General features: G+C 61.6%; 19 protein-coding genes and 1 pseudogene. 10 read left to right on the top strand and 10 right to left on the bottom strand.

All coding sequences use genetic code 11. The annotated features are described in order from the left end of the window. Both AB5I78_RS14355 and AB5I78_RS14350 read right to left on the bottom strand, forming a co-directional pair. Positions 1-540: a (2Fe-2S)-binding protein gene (locus AB5I78_RS14355; RefSeq protein WP_369302850.1), complete on the bottom strand. Its 540-nt coding sequence runs from the start codon at positions 538-540 to the stop codon at positions 1-3. After that, positions 533-3,364 (bottom strand): xanthine dehydrogenase family protein molybdopterin-binding subunit, encoded by a 2,832-nt coding sequence (locus AB5I78_RS14350; protein WP_369302849.1) that lies wholly within the window; start codon positions 3,362-3,364, stop codon positions 533-535. The genes AB5I78_RS14355 and AB5I78_RS14350 overlap by 8 nt, the downstream gene beginning before the upstream one ends. A 296-nt stretch (positions 3,365-3,660) precedes the next feature. On the opposite strand from AB5I78_RS14350, the gene AB5I78_RS14345 reads away from it, so the two are divergent. After that, a complete protein-coding gene (locus AB5I78_RS14345) occupies positions 3,661-4,251 on the top strand; it encodes an acyl-homoserine-lactone synthase (protein WP_369302848.1) in 591 nt (196 codons plus the stop codon). Positions 4,252-4,300: 49 nt separating this feature from the next. Here the strand turns inward: AB5I78_RS14345 and AB5I78_RS14340 are convergent, their stop codons facing one another. After that, complete coding sequence (locus tag AB5I78_RS14340) at positions 4,301-4,960, bottom strand: autoinducer binding domain-containing protein (protein ID WP_370004690.1); 660 nt, start codon at positions 4,958-4,960, stop codon at positions 4,301-4,303. Between the two features lie 497 nt (positions 4,961-5,457). On the opposite strand from AB5I78_RS14340, the gene AB5I78_RS14335 reads away from it, so the two are divergent. The 7 genes from AB5I78_RS14335 to phzG are packed head-to-tail and all read left to right on the top strand — an operon-like array spanning position 5,458 to position 11,745. Next, a complete protein-coding gene (locus tag AB5I78_RS14335) occupies positions 5,458-5,949 on the top strand; it encodes a PhzA/PhzB family protein (protein ID WP_145160687.1) in 492 nt (163 codons plus the stop codon). A 25-nt stretch (positions 5,950-5,974) separates the two neighbouring features. Beyond that, positions 5,975-6,466, top strand: a complete 492-nt coding sequence (locus AB5I78_RS14330) for a PhzA/PhzB family protein (RefSeq protein ID WP_242196730.1) — start codon at positions 5,975-5,977, stop codon at positions 6,464-6,466. A 23-nt stretch (positions 6,467-6,489) separates the two neighbouring features. After that, positions 6,490-7,692, top strand: a complete 1,203-nt coding sequence (locus tag AB5I78_RS14325; RefSeq protein ID WP_369302846.1) for a 3-deoxy-7-phosphoheptulonate synthase — start codon at positions 6,490-6,492, stop codon at positions 7,690-7,692. Between the two features lie 15 nt (positions 7,693-7,707). Then, positions 7,708-8,331 carry an isochorismatase family protein gene (locus AB5I78_RS14320; RefSeq protein WP_242196738.1) on the top strand — a complete coding sequence of 208 codons (624 nt, stop codon included), beginning with the start codon at positions 7,708-7,710 and terminating at the stop codon, positions 8,329-8,331. Positions 8,332-8,351: 20 nt separating this feature from the next. Then, positions 8,352-10,241 carry an anthranilate synthase family protein gene (locus AB5I78_RS14315; RefSeq protein WP_370004763.1) on the top strand — a complete coding sequence of 630 codons (1,890 nt, stop codon included), beginning with the start codon at positions 8,352-8,354 and terminating at the stop codon, positions 10,239-10,241. 2 nt (positions 10,242-10,243) lie between these two features. Beyond that, a complete protein-coding gene (locus AB5I78_RS14310; RefSeq protein WP_369302844.1) occupies positions 10,244-11,080 on the top strand; it encodes a PhzF family phenazine biosynthesis protein in 837 nt (278 codons plus the stop codon). After that, on the top strand, positions 11,077-11,745 hold the full coding sequence (gene phzG / locus AB5I78_RS14305) for a phenazine biosynthesis FMN-dependent oxidase PhzG (protein WP_369302843.1): 669 nt from the start codon (positions 11,077-11,079) through the stop codon (positions 11,743-11,745). Before AB5I78_RS14310 ends, phzG begins: the two co-directional genes overlap by 4 nt. Before the next feature lie 10 nt (positions 11,746-11,755). On the opposite strand, the gene AB5I78_RS14300 is transcribed toward phzG, so the two are convergent. From AB5I78_RS14300 to AB5I78_RS14270, 7 genes and pseudogenes are all read right to left on the bottom strand, one after another. Further along, complete coding sequence (locus AB5I78_RS14300) at positions 11,756-12,373, bottom strand: dTMP kinase (protein WP_369302842.1); 618 nt, start codon at positions 12,371-12,373, stop codon at positions 11,756-11,758. Between the two features lie 117 nt (positions 12,374-12,490). After that, entirely contained in the window at positions 12,491-13,723 is a 1,233-nt protein-coding gene (locus tag AB5I78_RS14295; RefSeq protein ID WP_369302841.1) for a phosphopentomutase, read from the bottom strand. Continuing rightward, complete coding sequence (gene deoA, locus AB5I78_RS14290; RefSeq protein ID WP_369302840.1) at positions 13,720-15,027, bottom strand: thymidine phosphorylase; 1,308 nt, start codon at positions 15,025-15,027, stop codon at positions 13,720-13,722. The genes AB5I78_RS14295 and deoA overlap by 4 nt, the downstream gene beginning before the upstream one ends. Before the next feature lie 10 nt (positions 15,028-15,037). Then, positions 15,038-16,303 carry a NupC/NupG family nucleoside CNT transporter gene (locus tag AB5I78_RS14285; RefSeq protein ID WP_262209505.1) on the bottom strand — a complete coding sequence of 422 codons (1,266 nt, stop codon included), beginning with the start codon at positions 16,301-16,303 and terminating at the stop codon, positions 15,038-15,040. 54 nt (positions 16,304-16,357) lie between these two features. After that, positions 16,358-16,767, bottom strand: a pseudogene (locus AB5I78_RS14280) (cytidine deaminase). A 296-nt stretch (positions 16,768-17,063) separates the two neighbouring features. Beyond that, on the bottom strand, positions 17,064-18,389 hold the full coding sequence (locus AB5I78_RS14275; protein ID WP_369302838.1) for an LLM class flavin-dependent oxidoreductase: 1,326 nt from the start codon (positions 18,387-18,389) through the stop codon (positions 17,064-17,066). 23 nt (positions 18,390-18,412) lie between these two features. After that, complete coding sequence (locus tag AB5I78_RS14270) at positions 18,413-19,369, bottom strand: ABC transporter substrate-binding protein (RefSeq protein WP_369302837.1); 957 nt, start codon at positions 19,367-19,369, stop codon at positions 18,413-18,415. 317 nt (positions 19,370-19,686) lie between these two features. Between AB5I78_RS14270 and AB5I78_RS14265 the strand changes: the two genes are divergently transcribed. Next, positions 19,687-21,294 carry an efflux transporter outer membrane subunit gene (locus AB5I78_RS14265; protein WP_369302836.1) on the top strand — a complete coding sequence of 536 codons (1,608 nt, stop codon included), beginning with the start codon at positions 19,687-19,689 and terminating at the stop codon, positions 21,292-21,294. Between the two features lie 90 nt (positions 21,295-21,384). After that, positions 21,385-22,497, top strand: coding sequence for an efflux RND transporter periplasmic adaptor subunit (locus tag AB5I78_RS14260; RefSeq protein WP_370004761.1), 1,113 nt, complete (start codon positions 21,385-21,387; stop codon positions 22,495-22,497). The last annotated feature ends 8 nt before the right edge of the window (positions 22,498-22,505 follow it).

The raw sequence follows: 22,505 nt of genomic DNA, 5'->3' as shown, positions 1-22,505 counted from the left end.
TTAACCCTCCTTGACCAGGCCGAGATCGGTGAGCACGTTACGGGTCGCGTTGTAGTAACGCACGTAGCCTGTGCAACGGCAGATGTGGTGACCGAGGCTGTCCTCGATGACTTTTTCCAGCTGACTGTTGACGATGGGCTGACGCTGCAGCTTCTCGACCAGTAAGGTCGCGGCATTGACGAAACCCGGCGCGCAATAGCTGCACTGGAAGGCGAATTCATCGACGAAACGCTGCTGGATCGGGTTCAGCTCAGTGACGTTGCCCTGCTCGTCGCGGGTCGCGTGGCCTTCGATGGTCCGCACTTTTTTGCCTTCGAAATAGTGGGCGCCGGTGATGCAGGTGCGCACTTCTTCGCTGGTGCCGTCCGGGTTGTCGACGATCACCACGCAGGCGTGGCAAATGCCCTGGCCGCAGCCGAGCCGCGAGCCGGTGAGGTTTTTGTATTCGTGCAGGTAATCGATCATCGGCAGGTCATCAGGGATGTCCACCGGGCCGACGGATTGACCGTTGAGGGTCAGTTGAAACGGACGGTTAGCCATTGAGGGCCTCCTTGATGCGCGCAGAAGTGATAGGCAGGTCGCGGACACGTTTGCCGATGGCGTGGGCCACGGCGTTACCGATAGCGCCGACGATCGGGATCATCACCACTTCTGCGATGCCCTTGGACGGGTCGCTCGGCGACAACGGCGGCAGGATTTCAGCCGTCTGGTTCCACACGGCAACGTGTCGGGCCATCGGCAAGCGGTAACGGTTGAAATTCCAGTCACCCTCCCCCGGCCCGCCTTCGTACAGCGGCATCTCTTCCATCAACGCATGGCCGATGCCCATGGCGATCCCGCCTTCGAGCTGCCCCTTGACCAGCTCTTCCACCAGCACCCGACCGCACTCGACCCACGAGTGGTGGTTGAGCACTTGCACATCGGCGGAGCCCTTGTTCACTTTCAACTCCACCAGCGTCGCAACCGGGCTGTAGTAAGTCACCGCCGCGTTGTTCAACTGGGTGTCCGGGTAGTGGACGTTCTGGCGATCCAGCAGGTGGAAACCGTTGCTGGTCATCTGTGCCCGTTTCGCCTGCGGCGCGCCGTCACCGTACTTCACCGCCAGACCATCCAGGGGCAGACGCTCGCGCACGCCGTCGATGCTGTACTCGGCCTCGGCCCAGCTCCAGCGGTTGAAGCCGTGCACGGTAGCGCCGGTCACCAGGCCCTTTTCATGGGCGTGTTTGGCCAATTGCTCAAAACTCAGCGGCTGCATGCCGTTGGCGGTGAGTTTGCCGTCGACCCAATGCGCATCTTCGCGACGCACCACGTACGGGTTAGCCTGGCCGCCGTAAGGGCCCTGGCCCCAGATCTGCAACGCCGCCGGCCACAAGCCGTGGTTGAACAGCACTCGGGAGGCTTCACGGGTGGCGTGGCTGAAGTAGTACGCGGAGTTGGTCGCCGACGAGGCCGACGCCAGTTTGCCGACCCAACGCGGATTGCGCAGAAAACCATCCTGTTCGGCCTGGCTCATGGTGTACGGGTTGCCGCCCGTGGTCAGTTGCAACTCTTTCCATTCGGTTTCGCCGGTCTTCACTTGCGTGGCCGGTATGCCGATGAAATCCGCCACCACCAGCGCTTGCGAGGTGGACATGCCGGTGCCGATTTCAATGCCGATATGGCGCAACGTCACGTGCCCTTCAGCGGTGAATTCGATGCTGGCCATCGGCGCCTCGGAACCGGTGCCGAAGTCTTTTTGGCAGATGGCAAAACCGACGCCATACCAGTTATCCGGGTCAGCGGCTTCGCGCGTCTTTTTGATCTGGTCGCGGTTTTTCCAGACATCATGGGCAGCCGCCTTGTCGAGAATCTCGTGCAAGCGCAATGCACCGGCCGGCACCGCGCCCTGGGTGTTTTTCATGCCCGACAGCAGGGCGTTTTTCTTGCGCAGGTCGATAGCGTCGATACCCAGACGATCAGCGATTTCGTCGACCATCATCTCGGTCGACGCCATGCTTTGCAGGGTCCCGTAACCGCGCATCGAGCCCGCTTCAACCGCGCGCGAATGGTAGGCCGTGACCTGCAGATCGTTCTGCGGCATGTAGTAGATCGACTGCGCTGCCGTGGCGCCAACCGCGGCCACCGAAGGGCTGTAGTTGATGCGCCCGCCGCCATCGACGTTCATCTCGGCGCGAAAAATCTGGAAGCTGTGATCGTTTTTGTCTACCGCCAATTGGTAGCGGATATCGAACGGGTGACGCTTGATGCCGCTTTGAAACTGCTCATAGCGGTCGTTGGCCAGGCGCACCGGCACACCCGCGCCGTACAACGCGGCGAGGGCTGCGTAGTAGACAAAAATGTTGTGGTCCTTGGAGCCGTAACCGACGGTGTAGCCCGGGTGCATGTTCAGATTCGCCAGGCCGAAGCGCGAGGGCGCGATCATCTTCGCGGTTTCGGTGGCGGCTTCCAGCGGGCACTGGGTCGCGACGACAAAGTGCAAGGTCTTGGTGACCGGGTCGTACCAGCCGTTGCCGTTGTCCGGTTCCATCGCGGCCGGCTCAATCGACGGGGTTTTGTAGCGCTCGTCGAACACCAGCCAGTGGTCGGGCGGCGCGTCGATCTGCTGCTTCATCCGGTCGGCGTAAAACAGCCCGCGCTCGGTGAGATTGCCGTGCAGGTCCGGCTGGGAATTCCACACCGGGCGACGGTTTTTCAGCATCGGAAACAGAATCGAATCCTTGAGGCTGGCGAATTCATCTTCGTCCGCCGAGGTCGCACCGCCGACGCGTACATAGCGGAAGCTGCCATATGGATCACGCTCGTAGTACGGCGCTGGGGCGCCGTAACGGATCGCTTTGTCATTGAATTTGAGTTTGGCCTTGGCCTGGCGGAACCGCTCGAAGTCATTCCAGATCAGGATCGCCACGGGGTGACCGATGAACATCGGTACCTGGCCTTGCGGCAACAGCGGATCCGGCGCGTGCTCTTCCGGGAAGACGATGCCGTCTTTGTCCAGGTCGGCAGCCGTCACGATGCGGTCAGGTTGCAGGTCGGCGCCAAGCCACGACAGATCGTAGCCGGCGTAGATGCGGTCGGCCTTGGTGACTTTCAGCAACATGGCATGACCCTGTTGCTGCGGCCAGCCCGGCATGTCTTTGGAACGGATGTCGCGGGCAAAGACTTTGCTGCCGCAGACCTTGGACAAGGCGTCGTTACGCGAGCGCGCCTTGCCATTGTTGCCGAGCCATTGCTCGGACGGCACGGTCACGCTGTTTTCCATCAACGCAGCCAGCGCCTGGGTGCTGAGCGGTGTAAGCGTCACGCTCACACCCGCCACCAGCCCGCCCTGAAGGAACGAGCGCCGGGAGATATCACGGTTGGACATGGATCATCCTCTGGGCGGTTATAGGTCCGCCCTTATGGTTATGTTCTGGGGATCTCGGGTCTGGCAGAAGCGCTCTTGCCGGAACAAAAGGCTGTATGTGGCAGTGCAAAGCTGACCGAAAGGTTAACTTTATAGGTTTATGCGTCAGCCGCAAACAAGCTGTTACAAAAAACTGACCGAGGAATCAAACCAGCGAACCGCGTGCCAACGCGGCCTACAAGATCTTGTAGGTGCCAAGCCTGAACAAGTCCTCTATAAAACCCCGCACTTCCCCCATCCCCCAGGAACTCCCAGCCATGCACATGGAAGAGCACACGCTGAGCGCAATGAGCGACGAGCTCAAACTCAGGCTAGGCCGCTTTCGGCACGAGCAATTTGTCGAGAAACTCGGCTGGCGGCTGCCTGGCCATCCGCACCCGGCGGGTTGTGAATGGGATCAATACGACACCGAGCATGCGCGCTACCTCTTGGCGTTCAACGAGTACTGCGACATCGTTGGCTGCGCGCGTCTGATACCCACCACATTGCCAAACCTGCTGGAAGGTGTTTTCAGCCATACCTGTGCTGGCACGCCGCCCAAGGAGCCTGCCATCTGGGAAATGACACGCTTCACCACCCGTGAACCGCAATTGGCCATGCCGTTGTTCTGGAAAAGCCTGAAGACCGCCAGCCTGGCAGGCGCCGATTTCATTGTCGGCATCGTCAACAGCACGATGGAGCGCTATTACAAAATCAACGGGGTCAACTACGAGCGATTGGGACCGGTCACCGTGCACCAGGACGAAAAAATCCTCGCGATCAAGCTCTCGGCTCACCGTGAACACCATCGAGGCGCCCGCCCGCCTTCAGCCTTCATGCCCGCCGCATTGTTGAAAGACACCGCTTGATACCGGCCGAGTCATCCTTTTGGGAGGGCTCGGCGGCAGTCGATGAACCTCAGATATACCCCAGCGCTACCGCGTAAGACACCGCCTGTACACGGTTGCTGGCGCCGATTTTGCGTTGGATGTTGCGGTGATGGTAATTCACCGTGTCGGTGCACACGCCCATGATCACGCCAATTTCCTCGGAGGTTTTGCCATCTGCGGTCCAGCGCAGCACATCACACTCCCGTTCGCTGAACTCGACATCCGTATTGAACACACGCGCGTCACTCTCCAGCTCAGAAATTTTCTGGTGGGCCGCCGCGGCAAACGCTTTGGTCACCGGCTTCAAGGCTTCGAACTCCTGAAGGCTGATGACCTTGTCCTTGCGTGCGATGCTCAACACCCCTACCCGGCCCTGGACGTTGAACGAAGGCTGCGCCAGGCCATGGCACAGATTCGAATCGTTGGCCTCGGACCACAGGTCCGGGCACCCCTTGAACAGCTCATTGCTCCACAAAATGGGGGCTGACGAGACTTTACTGTGTTTCACCGTGGGGTCGATCGCGGCGTAGTTCGCTGCCTGATATCGCGCTATCCAGTCCTTGGGATAATTGCTGTACATATAGGTTTTCGGTCGCATGAACGGCGTCGCACTGCACATGCCGTAAGCGAAAAAATCAAACTGCAGTTCACGTAAAGCCCTCAATGCAACAGCAGTAAACTCCTGCATGTTCATAGTTTGCGCAAAGATACTGTAAAAATAAGCATCCCATCCCAACAGCTGTCCTAATTCCATTTGAACACCACTAGAGTTGGAAACGAGTCGTGAGACTAGACCAACCTGAACTCATGTCAATACACAAAATTCAACGGTTATAGACCACTTCGCAATAGCGAAGGGTTTATTGTGCCTAACCAACTAACTAGCCATAGGCCATTGATAGCCAGGCGATGTTAGCGGGCCATCGTTGCGGCTTGGCCGACGAATGAACCTGCTGATTCATAATAGTGCAACACACTACCCGATGGACCGCATCCGCCCCCCTCCATGGCCGAGCCGCTACAAGATCTGGTAGTTCCTGCCGCGAGAAGTGCAGGTGTATAAACAACACGCCTCAGCACGCTCTCAATATACAAAGTTAAACCTGTAAGTGCTGGTGCGCCCAATTAACTAAATATTTACTTGATTTTCGAAAAACCTTAATTCAACTAAGGAGGATACGGCTTATGTCGGTTTCGCTTTCCGCCAGCGGCTTTAATGATCAGCTTGAACTTCGCCGTAAAAACCGCGCCACCGTCGAACAGTACATGCGCACCCATGGCCAAGATCGCCTGCGTCGGCATGAACTGTTCACCCCGGATGGCAGCGGCGGTTCGTGGAACACCGAAACCGGTGAACCCCTGGTATTCAAAGGCCACGCGAAACTTGCAGCCCTTGGCGTGTGGCTGGAACAGTGCTTTCCAGACTGGCAGTTTCATAACGTGCGGGTGTTTGAAACCGACAACCCCAACCACTTCTGGGTCGAAAGTGATGGCCGTGGCAAGACCCTGGTCCCCGGTTACCCGGAAGGGTATTGCGAAAACCATTACATCCATTCCTTCGAATTGGACAACGGCAAGATCAAGCAAAACCGTGAATTCATGAACCCCTTCGAACAACTGCGCGCCTTGGGCATTCCGGTGCCACGCATCAAGCGTGAAGGTATTCCCGCCTCATAAGCCCTTTCATTATTGGAGAGTGAACATGCCTACTCATGCAGCGCGACAACTAACCGCTGACGACAGCAGCGAACTTCGCCGCAAAAACCGCGCCACGGTCGAGCAATATATGCGCACCAAAGGCCAGGATCGCCTGCGCCGCCATGAACTGTTTACCGAGGACGGTTCGGGTGGCTTGTGGACCACAGACACCGGCGCACCCATTGTAATCAGTGGCAAAGCCAAGTTGGCCGAACATGCTGTTTGGTCACTCAAGTGCTTCCCGGATTGGGAATGGTACAACGTCAACGTATTTGAAACCGACGACCCCAACCATTTTTGGGTCGAGTGCGATGGCCACGGCAAGATCCTCTTTCCAGGTTACCCGGAAGGGTATTACGAGAACCACTTCCTGCACTCCTTCGAGCTGCAAGACGGCAAAGTAAAACGCAATCGCGAGTTCATGAACGTCTTTCAACAACTGCGCGCCCTGGGTATTCCCGTGCCGCAGATCAAGCGTGAAGGCATTCCTACTTAATCCTTAGGGAGAGTAATCGCATCATGGAAGACTTACTGAAACGGGTTCTAAGTTGTGAAGCGTTCCAGCAGCCTCAATGGAGCGAGCCCTCACAATTGCATGACGCGCAGGCCTACCTCAGGGACAGTGCCTCGCTGATTCGCGTCGAAGACATCCTGGTGCTGCGTGCCACCTTGGCCAGGGTGGCGGCGGGCGAAGCGATGATCATCCAGTCCGGTGACTGCGCCGAGGACATGGATGAAAGTGCTCCCAGCCACGTGGCCCGCAAGGCCGCGGTGCTGGATATCCTCGCCGGTGCGTTCCGGCTGGTCACCCAGCAACCGGTGGTGCGCGTCGGGCGGATTGCCGGGCAGTTCGCCAAGCCGCGCTCCAACAACAGCGAGCGCATCGGCGATGTCGAGTTGCCGGTGTACCGCGGCGACATGGTCAACGGCCGCGAAGCGGTCTGCAACCATCGCCAGCATGATGCACAACGCCTGGTACGAGGCTATCGCGCCGCGCAGGACATCATGCACCACCTGGGCTGGAAGGAACCGGCCAGCAAGGAACAGCTCAGCGGCTCTCCCGCCTGGACCAGCCACGAAATGCTGGTGCTCGACTACGAACTGCCGCAAGTGCGCAAGGACGAACAGGGCCGGGTGTTTCTCGGCTCAACCCACTGGCCGTGGATCGGCGAACGTACCCGTCAGTTGACGGGCGCTCACGTGGCACTGCTCAGCGAAGTGCTCAACCCGGTGGCCTGCAAGGTCGGCCCGGACATCACCCAAGACCAGTTATTGAGCCTGTGCGAGCGCCTGGACCCACGACGCGAGCCCGGCCGACTGACCCTGATTGCGCGCATGGGCGCCCACAAAGTCGCTGATCGCCTGCCACCGCTGGTTGAAGCGGTGCGCCATGCCGGCCACAAGATCATCTGGCTCAGCGACCCGATGCACGGCAACACCATCATCGCGCCCTGCGGCAACAAGACCCGCATGGTGCAGACCATCACCGAGGAAATCACCGCGTTCAAACATGCCGTGACCTCGGCCGGTGGCGTGGCTGCCGGCCTGCACCTGGAAACCACCCCCGATGACGTCAGCGAGTGCGCCTCCGACGCGGCCGGCCTGAGCCAGGTGGCCAGCCACTACAAAAGCCTGTGCGACCCGCGCCTGACCCCTTGGCAAGCCATCACTGCAGTGATGGCCTGGAAAAACCTGCCCTCCTCCACCCTTGCTTACCTTTGACTGGAGTTTGTCGTCATGACTGGCATTCCATCGATTGCCCCGTACGCCCTGCCTACAGCCCGCGACCTGCCCGTCAACCTCGCGCAGTGGCGCGTCGACCCCGAGCGCGCCGTGCTGTTGGTGCATGACATGCAGCGCTACTTCCTGCGGCCCTTGCCCGATGCCCTACGTGAAGCCGTCGTGGCTAATTCCGCGCGCATTCGCCAGTGGGCTGTCGACCACGACGTGCCGGTGGCTTACACCGCCCAGCCAGGCAGCATGAGCGAGGCACAGCGCGGGCTGCTCAAGGACTTCTGGGGCCCTGGCATGAAGGCCAGCCCCGCCGACCGCGAGGTGGTCGACGCGCTGACGCCCAAGCCGGGTGACTGGCTGTTGACCAAATGGCGCTACAGCGCGTTCTTCAACTCCGACCTGCTGGAGCGCATGCACGCCAACGGGCGCGATCAGTTGATCCTGTGCGGGGTGTATGCCCATGTCGGGGTACTGATTTCTACCGTGGATGCCTACTCCAACGATATCCAGCCCTTCCTGGTTGCCGACGCGATTGCTGACTTCAGCAAGGCGCACCACTGGATGGCGATCGAATACGCCGCCAGCCGTTGCGCCATGGTCGTCACCACCGACGAGGTGGTGCTATGAGCCAAGCTGCCGCCCGCCTTATGGAACGCATTCTGCAACCGGTGCCCGAGCCGTTTGCCCTGTTGTATCGTCCGGAATCCAGCGGCCCGGGGCTGCTGGATGTGCTGATTGGGCAGATGTCGCAGCCGCAGGTCCTGGCCGATATCGACTTGCCTGCGCCTTCAATCGGTGCCCCGCGCCTGGATGTACTCACGCTGATTCCCTACCGCCAGATCGCCGAACGCGGCTTCGAGGCGGTGGACGATGAGTCGCCGCTGCTGGCGATGAACATTACCGAGCAACAATCCATCGGCATTGAACAGTTGCTGGGGTTGCTGCCAAACGTGCCGATCCAGCTGAACGGCGAACGCTTCGACCTCAGCGACGCCCGCTATGCCGAGATCGTCAGCCAGGTGATCGCCAACGAAATCGGCTCTGGGGAAGGCGCCAACTTCGTGATCAAACGCACCTTTATGGCGGAAATCAGCGAGTACGGCCCCTCCAGCGCGCTGTCCTTCTTTCGCCATCTGCTGGAGCGCGAGAAAGGTGTTTACTGGACCTTCATCATTCACACCGGCAGCCGCACCTTCGTGGGTGCCTCGCCCGAGCGGCACATCAGCGTCAAGGATGGGCTCGCGGTGATGAACCCCATCAGTGGCACCTACCGCTACCCGCCGGCTGGCCCCTGTCTGACGGACGTCATGGCCTTTTTGGCCGACCGCAAGGAAGCCGATGAGCTGTACATGGTGGTTGATGAAGAGCTGAAAATGATGGCGCGCATTTGTGAAGACGGCGGCCACGTCCTCGGCCCTTACCTCAAGGAAATGACGCATCTGGCCCACACCGAGTACTTCATTGAGGGCAAGACCCGTCGCGACGTGCGCGACATCCTGCGCGAAACCCTGTTCGCCCCGACCGTCACCGGCAGCCCGCTGGAAAGCGCCTGCCGGGTGATCCGGCGCTATGAGCCGCAAGGCCGCGCGTACTACAGCGGCATGGCGGCGCTGATCGGCAGCGATGGCAAAGGTGGACGCTCCCTGGACTCGGCCATCCTGATTCGCACCGCCGACATCGATAACAGCGGCCAGGTACGCATCAGCGTGGGCTCGACCATCGTGCGTCATTCCGAGCCCATGACCGAAGCCGCCGAAAGCCGCGCCAAGGCCGCCGGCCTGATTGCTGCCTTGAAAAACCAGGCGCCCTCGCGCTTTGGCAGCCACCTGCAGGTACGCGCAGCGCTGGCCAGCCGCAACGCCTACGTCTCGGACTTCTGGTTGATGGACAGCCAGCAACGCCAACAGACCCAGGCCGATTTCAGCGGGCGCCAGGTGCTGATCGTCGATGCCGAAGACACCTTCACCTCGATGATCGCCAAGCAGCTGCGGGCCCTGGGCCTGATAGTCACGGTGTGCAGCTTCAGCGATGAATACAGTTTCGACGGTTACGACTTGGTGATCATGGGCCCTGGCCCTGGCAACCCGAGCGATGTCCAGCTGCCGAAAATCGACCATCTGCACGTGGCCATCCGTTCCTTGCTCAGCCAGCAACGGCCATTCCTCGCGGTGTGCCTGAGCCATCAGGTGTTGAGCCTGTGCCTGGGCCTGGAGCTGCAACGCAAGGCCATTCCCAACCAGGGTGTGCAAAAACAGATCGACCTGTTCGGCAACGCTGAGCGGGTGGGTTTCTACAACACCTTCGCCGCCCAGAGTGCCAGTGACCGCCTGGACATCAACGGCATCGGCACCGTCGAGATCAGTCGCGACAGCGAGACCGGCGAGGTGCATGCCCTGCGTGGGCCGTCGTTCGCCTCGATGCAGTTTCATGCCGAGTCGCTGCTCACCCAGGAAGGCCCGCGCATCATCGCCGACCTGCTGCGCCACGCCCTCATCCACACACCGGTCGACAGCAACGTGTCGGCGGCGGGGAGATAACCATGCACAACTACGTGATCATCGACGCCTTCGCCAGCGTCCCGCTGGAAGGCAACCCGGTTGCGGTGTTCTTCGACGCCGATGATTTGCCGGCGCCGCAAATGCAACGCATCGCCCGCGAGATGAACCTGTCGGAAACCACCTTCGTGCTCAAGCCACGCAACGGCGGTGATGCGCTGATCCGGATTTTCACCCCGGTCAACGAACTGCCCTTTGCCGGCCACCCGTTGCTGGGGACGGCCATCGCGCTGGGGGCGCACACCGACAATCACCGGCTGTACCTGGAAACCCAGATGGGCACCATCGCCTTTGAACTGGAACGCCAGAACGGCAGCGTGATCGCCGCCAGCATGGACCAGCCGATACCGACCTGGACGGCCCTGGGCCGGGATGCCGAATTGCTCAAGGCCCTGGGCATCAGCGACTCGACCTTTCCCATCGAGATCTATCACAACGGCCCACGCCATGTGTTTGTCGGCCTGCCGAGCATCGCCGCCTTGTCGGCCCTGCACCCTGACCACCGTGCGCTGTCGAACTTCCACGACATGGCGATCAACTGTTTCGCCGGCGCCGGGCGGCGCTGGCGCAGCCGCATGTTCTCTCCGGCCTACGGCGTGGTCGAGGATGCAGCCACCGGCTCGGCAGCCGGGCCGTTGGCGATTCATCTGGCGCGCCATGGCCAAATCGAGTTCGGCCAGCAGGTGGAGATTTTGCAGGGCGTGGAAATCGGCCGCCCTTCACTGATGTTCGCCAGGGCTGAGGGCCGCGCAATTCAACTGACGCGCGTCGAAGTCTCCGGTAATGGCGTCACCTTCGGGCGGGGGACCATCGTGCTATGAACCTTTCAGTACAAGGCAAGCCGCTGCTGGGTAAAGGCATGTCCGAATCGCTCACCGGCACACTGGATGCACCGTTCCCCGAGTACCAGACACTGCCCACCGACCCCATGAGCGTGCTGCGCAACTGGCTGGAGCGTGCACGGCGCGTGGGCATCCGCGAACCCAGGGCGTTGGCGCTGGCCACCGCCGACGGCCAGGGCCGGCCCTCGACGCGCATCGTGGTGATCAGTGAGATCAGCGACACGGGGCTGTTGTTCAGCACCCATGCCGGCAGCCAGAAAGGCCGTGAGCTGAGCCAAAACCCGTGGGCCTCAGGCGTGCTGTATTGGCGCGAAACCAGTCAGCAGATCATCCTCAATGGCCAGGCCGTGCGCTTGCCGGACGCCAAGGCGGATGAGGCGTGGCTCAATCGCCCGTATGCCACGCATCCGATGTCATCGGTGTCTCGCCAGAGCGAAGAACTGCAGGATGTTCAGGCCATGCGCAACGCCGCTCGCGAACTGGCCGAAGGCCAAGGTCCGCTGCCGCGTCCCGAGGGCTATTGTGTGTTTGAGTTGCGCCTTGAATCGCTGGAGTTCTGGGGGAATGGGCAAGAGCGGCTGCATGAGCGGTTGCGCTATGACCGCAGCGATACGGGCTGGAGGGTGCGGCGTTTGCAGCCCTGATCGTACAAAGCTACGCACATCGAAGGACGCTGTAGATCTCAGAAACCACCTGGGCCGTGGCGTCCTCGATCGTTGTTTCATTGCGGCATAAAACCCAGCCGTGATCGCTAATCGCGCGCTCGAACGCCTGAGTACACGCGACATGTTCTTCCAGCTTATGCATCACCGTACTGCTCAGCCCACGCCGTCGTTCGGCTGCTCTGGCCCATGAAATATCAGGGGCGGTGACCACGCCGACATGCAGGTCGGGCACTTGCACGTTTCGATCAATGTTTAACTGCAGGATGTCTGCAAACCCGACGATCCGGCGAAACGCTGCATCAGAGGGGTACCAGCGATCAATCAAGATGATGCTACCGGCTGGCTGTTTGGCCAGTACGTGCCGGGAAATCCAGGCGCGGCTATCGGCAAAGCGCTCACACACCCTCAACTCCAACTCCCGGCTGGGGTTTCTGACGAGAGTGTTAACGAGGGCCATTGTTTCAGCCCTATGGGGATCGCTTTTTTGCTCGCTGAGCCGGATCACCTTTTGCTTGTCTGCCCTCAGCACTTGGGTCACGGCCTCCAAAAGCGTGGTTTTACCCGTTCCCTTGGGGCCATCGAGAGATACAAAGAGTGGACGACTCATACTTCACATCATGATTGGTAGCGGTTCATTGGGCGCTGCTCTTCGCTGGAGTCGCCTGGCGCGACGATGCGAATCGAGTGCAGCGCCCATAGGAACAGACATTACTGAAAGCGTCGATCAATGATGCTCCCTGAGCAGAAAAGAACTTCCCCACGCCAACGGCGCCACGCCCAAATGCGTGGCCAGCGTCTGGCCGATATCGGCAAAGCTGCCGCGCTCACCCAGCCAGCCGGGCGCAATGCCTGCCCCGTAAGCCAGGACCGGCACATGCTCACGGGTATGATCGCTGCCCGGACGCGATGGGTCGCAACCATGGTCGGCGCTGATGATCAGCAACGTCTGCGGGTCCATCAACGCCAATAATTCCGGCAGCCTGCGGTCGAAGGCTTCCAGCGCGGCAGCGTAGCCGGCCAGGTCGCGGCGGTGCCCGTAAAGCATGTCGAAGTCGACGAAATTGGCGAACACCAGGCTGTTGTCTGGCGCTTGCTGGTAAGCCTTGAGCGTGGCATCGAACAGCGCGTCGTTGCCGTCTGCCTTGTACAACCGGCTGATGCCGCGGTGCGCGAAGATATCGCCGATCTTGCCCACCGCATGCACGCTGCCGCCGGCTTCGCACAGATGATCCAGCAGCGTCGGCGACGGCGGTGGCACGGTGTAGTCGCGGCGATTGCCGGTGCGGCGAAACTCGCCCGCGTGCTCGCCGGTGAACGGCCGGGCAATGACCCTGCCGACCGTGTATTCATCACACAAATCGCGCGCGATTTCACACACCCGGTACAGCTCATCGAGCCCGAAATGGCTTTCATGGGCGGCGATCTGCATCACGCTGTCGGCCGAGGTGTAGCAAATCGGCTGCTGGCTGCGGATGTGTGCTTCGCCCAACTCGTCCAGCACCGTAGTGCCAGAGGCATGGCAGTTGCCCAGAACACCCGGCAGCCCTGCCCGCTCAATCAGGTCGGCCAGCAACCTGGGCGGAAAGGACTCAACCGGCCGCTCGAAATAACCCCAGTCGAACAACACCGGCACGCCCATCATTTCCCAGTGCCCGGACGGTGTGTCCTTGCCTGAGGATTGCTCGCGCGCATGGCCGTAGGCGCCGACCGGTGCAGCGTCGCCCCAGTGGCCCGGCAACGGTCCGTCACCGCTGGCCGCCGCGGCGGCGCCCAGGCCCAGACGACCCAGATTTGGCAGCCACAAAGGCCCCCGGCGCACTGGCCCATCGGCCTCACCGCGAGCACACGCCTCGGCGATATGGCGCAAGGTGTCGGCGCCGGCATCGCCAAAAACAGCAGCGTCGGCACTGGCGCCGATGCCCAACGAGTCCAGCACCAATACGATGGCTTTGCTCATAGGATGTCCTGGATCAAATCACCTGCGGCCAGGCTCGAACCGCCTAACCGATAGGCTGCGCGCAAAGCGGATGCGCCCTGCTCGGCCTGCTCTGGGTTGCGTGCGTGCACCCAGCCCAGAGGCCGTTGCGCGTTCACCTGTTCACCCACAAAGGCCAACTTGCTGAAGCCCACGGACAAGTCCAGCACGTCGTCGGGATGACTACGCCCGCCGCCCAATGCCACCACCGCCAAGCCCACCGCCCGGGTGTCGATGTCGGTAACGCAGCCCTCTTCCTCGGCCCACACCGGCACCGACACGGCGGCCTTGGGTAAATACGCTTCAGGGTCTGCCGTAAAGCCCGGCGGGCCGCCCAGAGCGACGACCATTTGCTCGAAGCGCTGCAAGGCTGCCCCGCTCTGCCAGGCCTGGAGTAATTGATCACAGGCCTGGGCGTCATCCCGCGCCAAACCGGCCATCGTCAATGCTTGGGTGGCCAGCGCCAAGGTCACCGCCCACAGGCGCTCACTGCGCACCTCGCCCTTGAGCAAAGCGACTGCTTCGCCAACCTCCAGGGCGTTGCCGGCACTGCGGGCCAGCGGCTGGTTCATGTCGGTGATCAGCGCGCGGGTGTTGACCCCGGCACCATTGGCCACCGCGACGATGCTGGCGGCCAGCTCGCGCGCCTGTTCCGGCTCGGCCATGAAGGCGCCGTTGCCGGTTTTCACATCCATGATCAGTACGTCGAGGCCGGCGGCGAGTTTTTTGCCGAGGATCGACGCGGTGATCAGGTCAATCGACTCCACCGACCCGGTCACGTCGCGGATCACATACAAGCGCTTATCCGCCGGCGCCAGGTTGGCGGTCTGGCCGATGATCGCGCAACCGACGTCGGCCACCACCGCGTGCAGGCGTTCGGGGCTGGGTTGGCAGTCGTAGCCGGGAATGCTCTCGAGCTTGTCCAGGGTGCCGCCGGTATGCCCCAGCCCGCGCCCGGAAATCATCGGCACGTAACAACCGCAGGCCGCCAGCAACGGCGCGAGCAGCAAGCTGATCATGTCGCCGACACCGCCGGTGGAATGCTTGTCCACGACCGGCCCTGGCAGGTCCCACTTCAGCACTTGGCCGGAGTCGCGCATCGCCTCCGTCAAGGCCAGGCGTTCGCTCACGTCCATGCCCTTGATGAACACTGCCATGGCGAACGCCGCCACCTGCCCATCGCTGAGGCTGGCGTCGGCAATGCCGGCGACAAAGCGTTGAATGTCCATCGCGGCCAGGGCGTGCCCGTCGCGTTTGCGCCGAATCACTTCTTGTGGCAACCACATACTGTGCTCCTTACAGCGAAATGAAAAAGCCGACAATCGCCGCGCTCATCAGGTTGGAAAGCGTGCCGCCGATCATGGCCCGCAAGCCCAGCCGCGCGAGTTCCTCACGGCGTTGCGGGGCGATACCCGTGAGGCCGCCCAGCTGAATGGCAATCGAAGACAGATTGGCAAAGCCGCACAGGGCGAAAGTCACGATCACCTGGGTGTGCACCGACAGCAGCGGCACGCCGGCTTCGGCAGCCTTGGCCGGGGTCAGGTAGTTAGCCAGGTCGGCGTAGGCAACAAACTCGTTGAGCACCAGTTTTTCGCCGATAAAACCGCCGGCCATCACTGCTTCATGCCACGGCACCCCGAGCAGAAACGCGATGGGCGCCAGCACGTACCCGAGAACCAGTTGCAAGGTCAATTGCGGGTAGCCAAACCAGTTGCCCGCCCAGCCCAGTAGCCCGTTGAGCAGCGCAATCAACGCGATAAACGCCAGCAGCATGGCACCCACCGCCAAGGCCAGGCGCAAGCCAACCTGGGCGCCATCGGCGGCGGCGTCGATAATATTGGTGGGGCGATTCTCGGCCTGGCCCAGCTCCTCGATCACCTGTTCGGTGCAGGCGGCTTCGGTTTCCGGCTCCATGAGTTTGGCCATCAGCAAGGCCCCCGGCGCCGACATGAAGCACGCCGCGATCAGGTACTTGAGCTCCACGCCCAGCCCGGCATAGCCCAGCAGCACCGAGCCGGCCACTGCGGCGAAACCACCGACCATCACCGCAAACAACTCAGAGCGCGTCAGCTTGGCGATGAAGGGCCGTACCACCAGCGGCACTTCCGACTGGCCGATGAAGATCGCCGAGGTCACCACCATCGACTCGATGCGGCTGGTGCCCAGCAACAGGCGCAAGGTGCCGCCCACCAGCCGAATGATCCAGCCCATCACACCGATGTAATACAGCACAGAGATAAAGCTGCCGAAGAACACGATCATCGGCAAAACCCGGATGGCGAACACAAACCCGCCACTGCCGAACACTTCAAACATGTGCGGTGAACTCAGGCCGCCGAACAGAAACTCGATGCCTTTGTTAGCGTAAAGCTGCAGCGATGCCACCGCGCCTGACAGCGAGGCGAGCGCCGTCTGGCCCCACGGCACGTAAAGCGCAAAGGCGCCAATCAAGACCTGGATCAAAAACGCCACCGAAACGGTGCGCCAGTTGATCGAGCGTCGTTGATGAGATAAAGCAATGGCAATGAGAATAAGGGTCGCTATTCCGACAAGACTGATCATGCAGGCGTCTCAACAATGGACCACGCGAATGCAGACCCGAAGGCCTGCCCAGGATTAGAAAGCGTCGAAGGCGCCCGGCAGCAATTGCTCCAGGGTCCAGGTGCGCGTGGCGGTCGGGTCACTGCCCTGACAAATCACCACTGCATCCTTGGCCATCAACTCCAGCATCACCTGGCGGCAGGCACCGCAAGGGCTTATCAGTGAAACATTGGGTGCATAAACAGCCATGGCTTTGAAACTGCGCGGGGCATAGCCCTGGCTGATGGCGCTGAACAACGCGCTGCGCTCGGCACAGTTGGTCAGCCCGTAGGAGATATTCTCCACGTTGCAACCCTGTACCACCTCACCGTCGGCGGTCAGCAATGCCGCGCCCACGGGAAATGGGAATAAGGCGAGTACGTGCTCTGGGCGGCACGCTTTGCCTGTTCCATCAAACGCTCTTCAATTGTCATGCACAGGGCCATCCCATCTTATTGCGAGCACGTCCAGGGCGGTCGTGACGCTATTGTGGTGTTATTTAAATAACAATTGATGTGAATATTCAATCTTTTTTTATGCTCGCGAACAAAGGTACGCACCGAAGTCCTTCGCTGCTTCAAGTGCTCGCGTCTTTGACGTAGACAGGTGTTGTAGCGTTGTTGGCTCACAAGGATGCAAGCCTAAAACCCTTTGTTTTCCGGGAGCACAGCCTGAATACTGCTTGCTGGTCCGGCGCCTTCGCGAGCAAGCCCGCGCCCACCTTTGCTCCCAGCCAGGGCAGCTAACCGTGGTGCTTGAACCGGGAAATCCCCAGCCCCAAACTCTCCCGCAGCGTCGTCCCTTCATACGCCGTGCGATACACCCCACGCGCCTGCAGCAACGGTATGACTTCCTGCGTAAACCGCGCGAACTGCTGCGGATGGCCAATATAGATATTGAACCCATCCACCGCCCGCGCCTGCAGCCACTCCTCCATCTTGCGCGCAACCGTGTCCGCCGTGCCCACAAACGCGCCCGGCCGCAGTTGGCGGCCAAACTCCACTGCCTGGCGCAGCGTGAAACCTTTGTCCCGCGCCTGGTCGGCAATGCGTTTGGCATTGGTGAAAAAGCTGCTGCGCGCCGCTTCCAGGCTCTCCTGTGGAAACGGCGCATCGAGGTCGTACTGGCTGAAATCATGCCAGCCGAAATTACGCCCGAACTCCTTCAGCGCGAGCTCGAAACTGTGATCGGCGTGATGGTAGTGCTGCTCGATTTCACGGGCGTGCTCATCGGTGTCGCCCACATAGATCTCGGCGCCGGGCATGACCAGCAGTTGCTCCGGGTCGCGACCGTGTTGCGCCGCCCTGCCCTTTATATCGCGGTAAAACGCCTGGCCCTGCTCGATGCTGGCCGCGTGGGTGAAGATCACGTCCGCCGTGGCGGCGCCCAGGTCGCGACCTTGCTCTGAGTCGCCGGCCTGGAAGATCACTGGCTGGCCTTGCGGCGAGCGTTGGATATTCAGCGGGCCGACTACCGAAAAATGTTCGCCCTTGTGGTTCAGGCTGTGCAGTTTGCTGGGGTCAAGGAACTGGCCGGTGGCACGGTCACGCACGAAAGCGTCTTCCTCGTAGGAGTTCCACAGGCCTTGCACCACCTGGACGTGCTCGGCGGCGCGGCTGTAGCGCGTGTCGTAATCGTAATGTTCGTCGCGGCTGTAGTTGCCGGCAGTGCCGGCGTCACCGCTGGTGACCACGTTCCAGCCGGCGCGGCCTTTGCTGATCAGGTCGAGTGAGGCCAGGCGCCGGGCGACGTTATAGGGCGAGTTGTAAGACGTGGTCAGCGTACCGACCAAGCCCAGATGCCGCGTGCTGACGGCCAGCGCAGAGAGCAGCGTCAGCGGTTCCAGGCGATTGAGGTAATGGGACGGCGAGCCCGGTGTGATGAACTGGCTGTCGACGATAAACATCAGGTCGAACAGCGCCGCCTCGGCCTGGCGGGCAATGTCGATGTACCAGTCGACGTTGACGCTGGCGTCGGCCGGCAAGTGCGGGTCCAGCCATAGATTGTGGCGGCCCGGCCCGCCGCAACCCATGGTCAAGGCGCCGAGTTTGAGCTGTCGTTGGGTCATATCAGAAGAGTTCCTTGAAACGTTCACGGCTGGGTCTGGGCGACGGCGGGTTGCAGCGAGGCCGAGAAGGAATCATCGAACAGGCTCGCTGCGGAGTAAGACTTGACCAGGCCAAGGCTGGCGAAGAAGTCCACGGTCTTTTGCGCTTCTACCGGCGACTGGGCCGTGAGCGGTTCGACCGTGGTGCGCGCACGCGCAAACCAGGCGCGGGCGATGTCGGCGTCGGCGCGGGTGCGCTTGGCCCACGCATCGGCATACGCGTCAGCGTTGGCCGGGCTTTGGCGCGTCCAGTCACGGGCTTTTTTCAGGCGCTGGAGGAAGTCACTGATTTGCGCGCGTTTGGCCTCGACAGCCTTGGCGTTGGCGGCAATAAAGCTCTGGGCCGGGATCAAGCCCTCCGCGGTTGCGAGTACCCGCGCCCCTTGGCGTTCCTGTTGCGTGACGTAGGGTTCCCAGGTGGCGATGACGTCAACCGAGCCACCTTCCAGCGCATGGGAAGCGTCGAGTGCGCTGAGGTAGCGCAGCTCGAGTGAGTCGCGCGGGACGCCGGCGTTGTCCAGCGCGGTGAGCAGCAATTGCTGGCTCCAGGAGCCCTTCCAGAGCGCCGCACGTTTGCCGGCAAGGTCGGCCAGGCTGTGAATCGACGAGTCCTTCCTGACCAGGATGGCCACGCCGTCGAGGTTTTGCCGGCTGACGGCAATCACCTTGATCGGCGCACCCAATGCGCCCAGGAACAGCACCGGCGCGTCCCCCAGCAAGCCGATATCCAGGCTGTTGGCATTCAGCGCTTCGGCGACCGGCGAGCCTGCGGTGAACTGCTTCCACTCAAGCGTGTACGGCAGGTTTTCCAGCACGCCCGCCGCCTCCATCACGGCTTGGGCGTTGTAGCTTTGGTCGCCCACCACCAGCGTTTGCGCGTTCGCGGTCAGGCACAGCAAGGTGGCGGCCAACCCGGCCGCCAGTGTTGTCAGGTAACGCACGTTCGTCTCCAGATGCCTGGTCAGGCATGCAAGTCGATCCGCGCGTGCGGTCTCGGCAGTGTTCGTAGGGGTTCATACGATGCGGTTATAAATACCGCCTGTAAAATACTGATAACGCATAACCTAATTCAAAAATAATGCAACTTAGGCATTTTCAGGCCGCACGCGTTGCACCCGCACATTGCACAGTGCCCTACGCCACCTACACTGGTTGAAACCCCGACACCCCGCGGCCTTCTCAAGCCGCCCGGCCGGACGCACCCGCACGCATCGCTCAACCGTTACAGCCGTTGGCCAACTGATTAATCCGAGTAAATATGAAAGAGCAGCTTCGCCAGCGTGCACCCGCAGTGGTGCCAATCCGCACCCCGTTTCGACATGCCTGTTTGCTGGCGCCGCTGAGCCTGCTGTGCCTCGCCCTCGCCGGCTGTACCGTGGGGCCCGACTTTGCACGGCCCGATGTACCGGCCAATGCCGGCTTTGCAACGGACCCACTGACGACCACCGCCCAGGCGGACATTGACGCCGGTGGCGCGGCGCAGCGGCTGATCGCCGGGATGGATATTCCCGGGCAATGGTGGACGCTGTTCCGCTCGCCTTCCCTCAATGCGCTGGTCGAAGAAGCCCTGCGTGCCAACCCGGACGTCAGCGCCGCGCAAGCGGCACTGCGCCAGGCCAACGAGCTGGTGTACGCCGACCAGGCGTCACTGTTTCCGTCGGTGAGCGCCAATGTGCAAAAAGCCCGCGAGAAAGTCTCCGGGGTTACCTCGGGCATCCCGGAGTCGCCGATTCTCACAGTGAGTTCGGCGTCGCTGAGCGTTTCCTATGCGCCGGACGTGTTTGGCGGCACGCGCCGGCAAATCGAATCCACCACCGCGCAAGCCGAGTACGAGCGCTTTCAGCTGGAGGCGACTTACCTGACCCTGACCTCCAATGTGGTCAACACCGCGGTCAGCCTGGCGTCGTTGCGTGATCAGGTGGCCGCCACCGAAGAAATCATCACACTGCAGGGCGGTCAGCTCGACCTGCTGCAAGCTCAGCGCCGACTGGGCGCCATCGGCGACAGCGACGTGCTCACGCAGCAAACCGCACTGGCGCAAACCCGCGCGACCTTGCCGCCGCTGCAAAAGCAATTGGCACAGACCCGCAACCAATTGATGGCGTATCTGGGGCGCTTTCCAAACCAGGATCAAGGCGAACGCTTCAATCTGGCCTCGTTGCATCTGCCAGAAGCGCTGCCGGTCAGCCTGCCCTCGGCCATCGTCGGCCAGCGCCCGGATGTGCGTTCGGCGCAGGCGCAACTGCATCAAGCCAGCGCCAACATTGGCGTGGCCGTCGCCAATCAGTTGCCGCAATTCAGCATTACCGGGTCGTTGGGTTCCACGGTGGCAAGCGGCACCAAGCTGTTTTCGGCGGGCAGCGGTGTCTGGAGCCTGGCGGGCTCGATTACCCAGCCGATCTTTGACGCCGGTGCACTCGAACACCGCAAACGTGCGGCCGTGGCCGCTTACGACGAGTCGGCGGCGCGCTATCGCGGTACGGTGATTACCGCATTCCAGGATGTCGCCAACGCGCTGCGGGCGCTGGAGGCGGATGCCGATGCGCTGAATCAGCAGGTCGTGGCCGAACACTCCGCACAAGCCAACCTGGACCTGGTGCAAGCCCAGTTCCGCCTAGGCGCGGTGGCGTACATCAACTTGCTCACGGCCCAGCAAACCTACCAAAACACTGTGCTCGCCCGCGTCAAAGCCCAGGCCGCGCGCTACAGCGACACCACGGCGCTGTTCCAGGCATTGGGCGGCGGCTGGTGGAACCGCACGGATGTGGACCCCGCCACCCAGGGCACGCCGGACCGCTTCGGCCTGCCGTCGTGGCAAGAGATCATGCCGGCTCACAGTAAAGCCGCTCCCGACTTGAATCATTGAAACAGTGAGAACCCCATGGCTGACGTTCAGACTGCCTCTGCCCTGCCCCCCGAGCCCGGAGTACCGCGCAAGCGTCGCCTGTGGCGGCCGATGCTGATCATGATCGTGGTGGTGCTGGTGATTGTCGCGATCATTGCCGGGGTGAAATTCGTGCAGATTTCGGCGCTGATCGCCCAATCCAAAGCGCCCTTGCCGGCCGCCGTGGTGACGGCCCTGCGGGTGCCGTTCAGTGACTGGCAACCGAGCGTCTCCGCCGTGGGCTCGATGAAGGCGGTGCGCGGTGTGGATGTGACCACTGAAGTCGGCGGCATCGTGCGCACCCTGGGCTTCACGCCCGGGCAAGAGGTGGCGGCCCAGGCGCTGCTGGTGCAGTTGAACGCCGACTCGGACATCGCCCAATTGCATTCCCTGGAGGCAACCGCGGACCTGGCCGGTATCGTGCTCAAGCGCGACAAGGCGCAACTGGCGGTCAACGCCATTTCCCAAGCCCAGGTGGACACCGACACCGCCGACCTCAAGGCCAAACTCGCGGCTGCCGAACAACAGCGCGCGCTGGTGGCGAAAAAGACCATTCGCGCCCCCTTTGCCGGGCGCATCGGCATCACCAGCGTCAACCCCGGCCAATACCTCAACCCCGGCGACAAGATCGCCACGTTGCAGACCTTTGATCCCATCTACATCGATTTCTCGGTGCCGCAGACCCAACTGGAGGCCATTGCCATCGGCCAAGTGGTTTCGGTGACGGCTGACGGCCTGTCAAAGCAGACCTTCACCGGCCGGATCAGCACCATCGACACCCAGTTCGACTCAACCACGCGCAACGTCACCGTCGAGGCGACCGTTGAGAACCCCAAGCAAAGCCTGGTGCCCGGCATGTTCGCCCGTGCGGTAGTCAACTCGGGGACCACCCAGCGCTACCTCACCGTGCCGCAGACGTCAGTGACCTACAACCCTTACGGCACCACGGTGTTCATCGCCACGTCGAGCAAAAACGACAAGGGCGATGAAGTACTCACCGCGCAACAAACCTTCATCAAGACCGGGCCGACCCGTGGCGATCAGGTCGCGATCCTGTCGGGTGTGAAGGAAGGCGATCTGTTGATCACCAGCGGCCAGATGAAGCTCAAGAATGGCTCGCCGGTGAAAGTCGATAACAGTGCTGCGCCGCTGAACGACCCGGCGCCAACGCCCCAAGAACAGTAAAGGTGTCC

Origin of the sequence: Pseudomonas sp. N2-3-1-14, from assembly GCF_041228395.1 — a bacterium.
GTDB lineage: Bacteria > Pseudomonadota > Gammaproteobacteria > Pseudomonadales > Pseudomonadaceae > Aquipseudomonas.
Note: the sequence above shows the minus strand (reverse complement) of the source record. Positions and strands in the feature narration are given on the sequence as shown.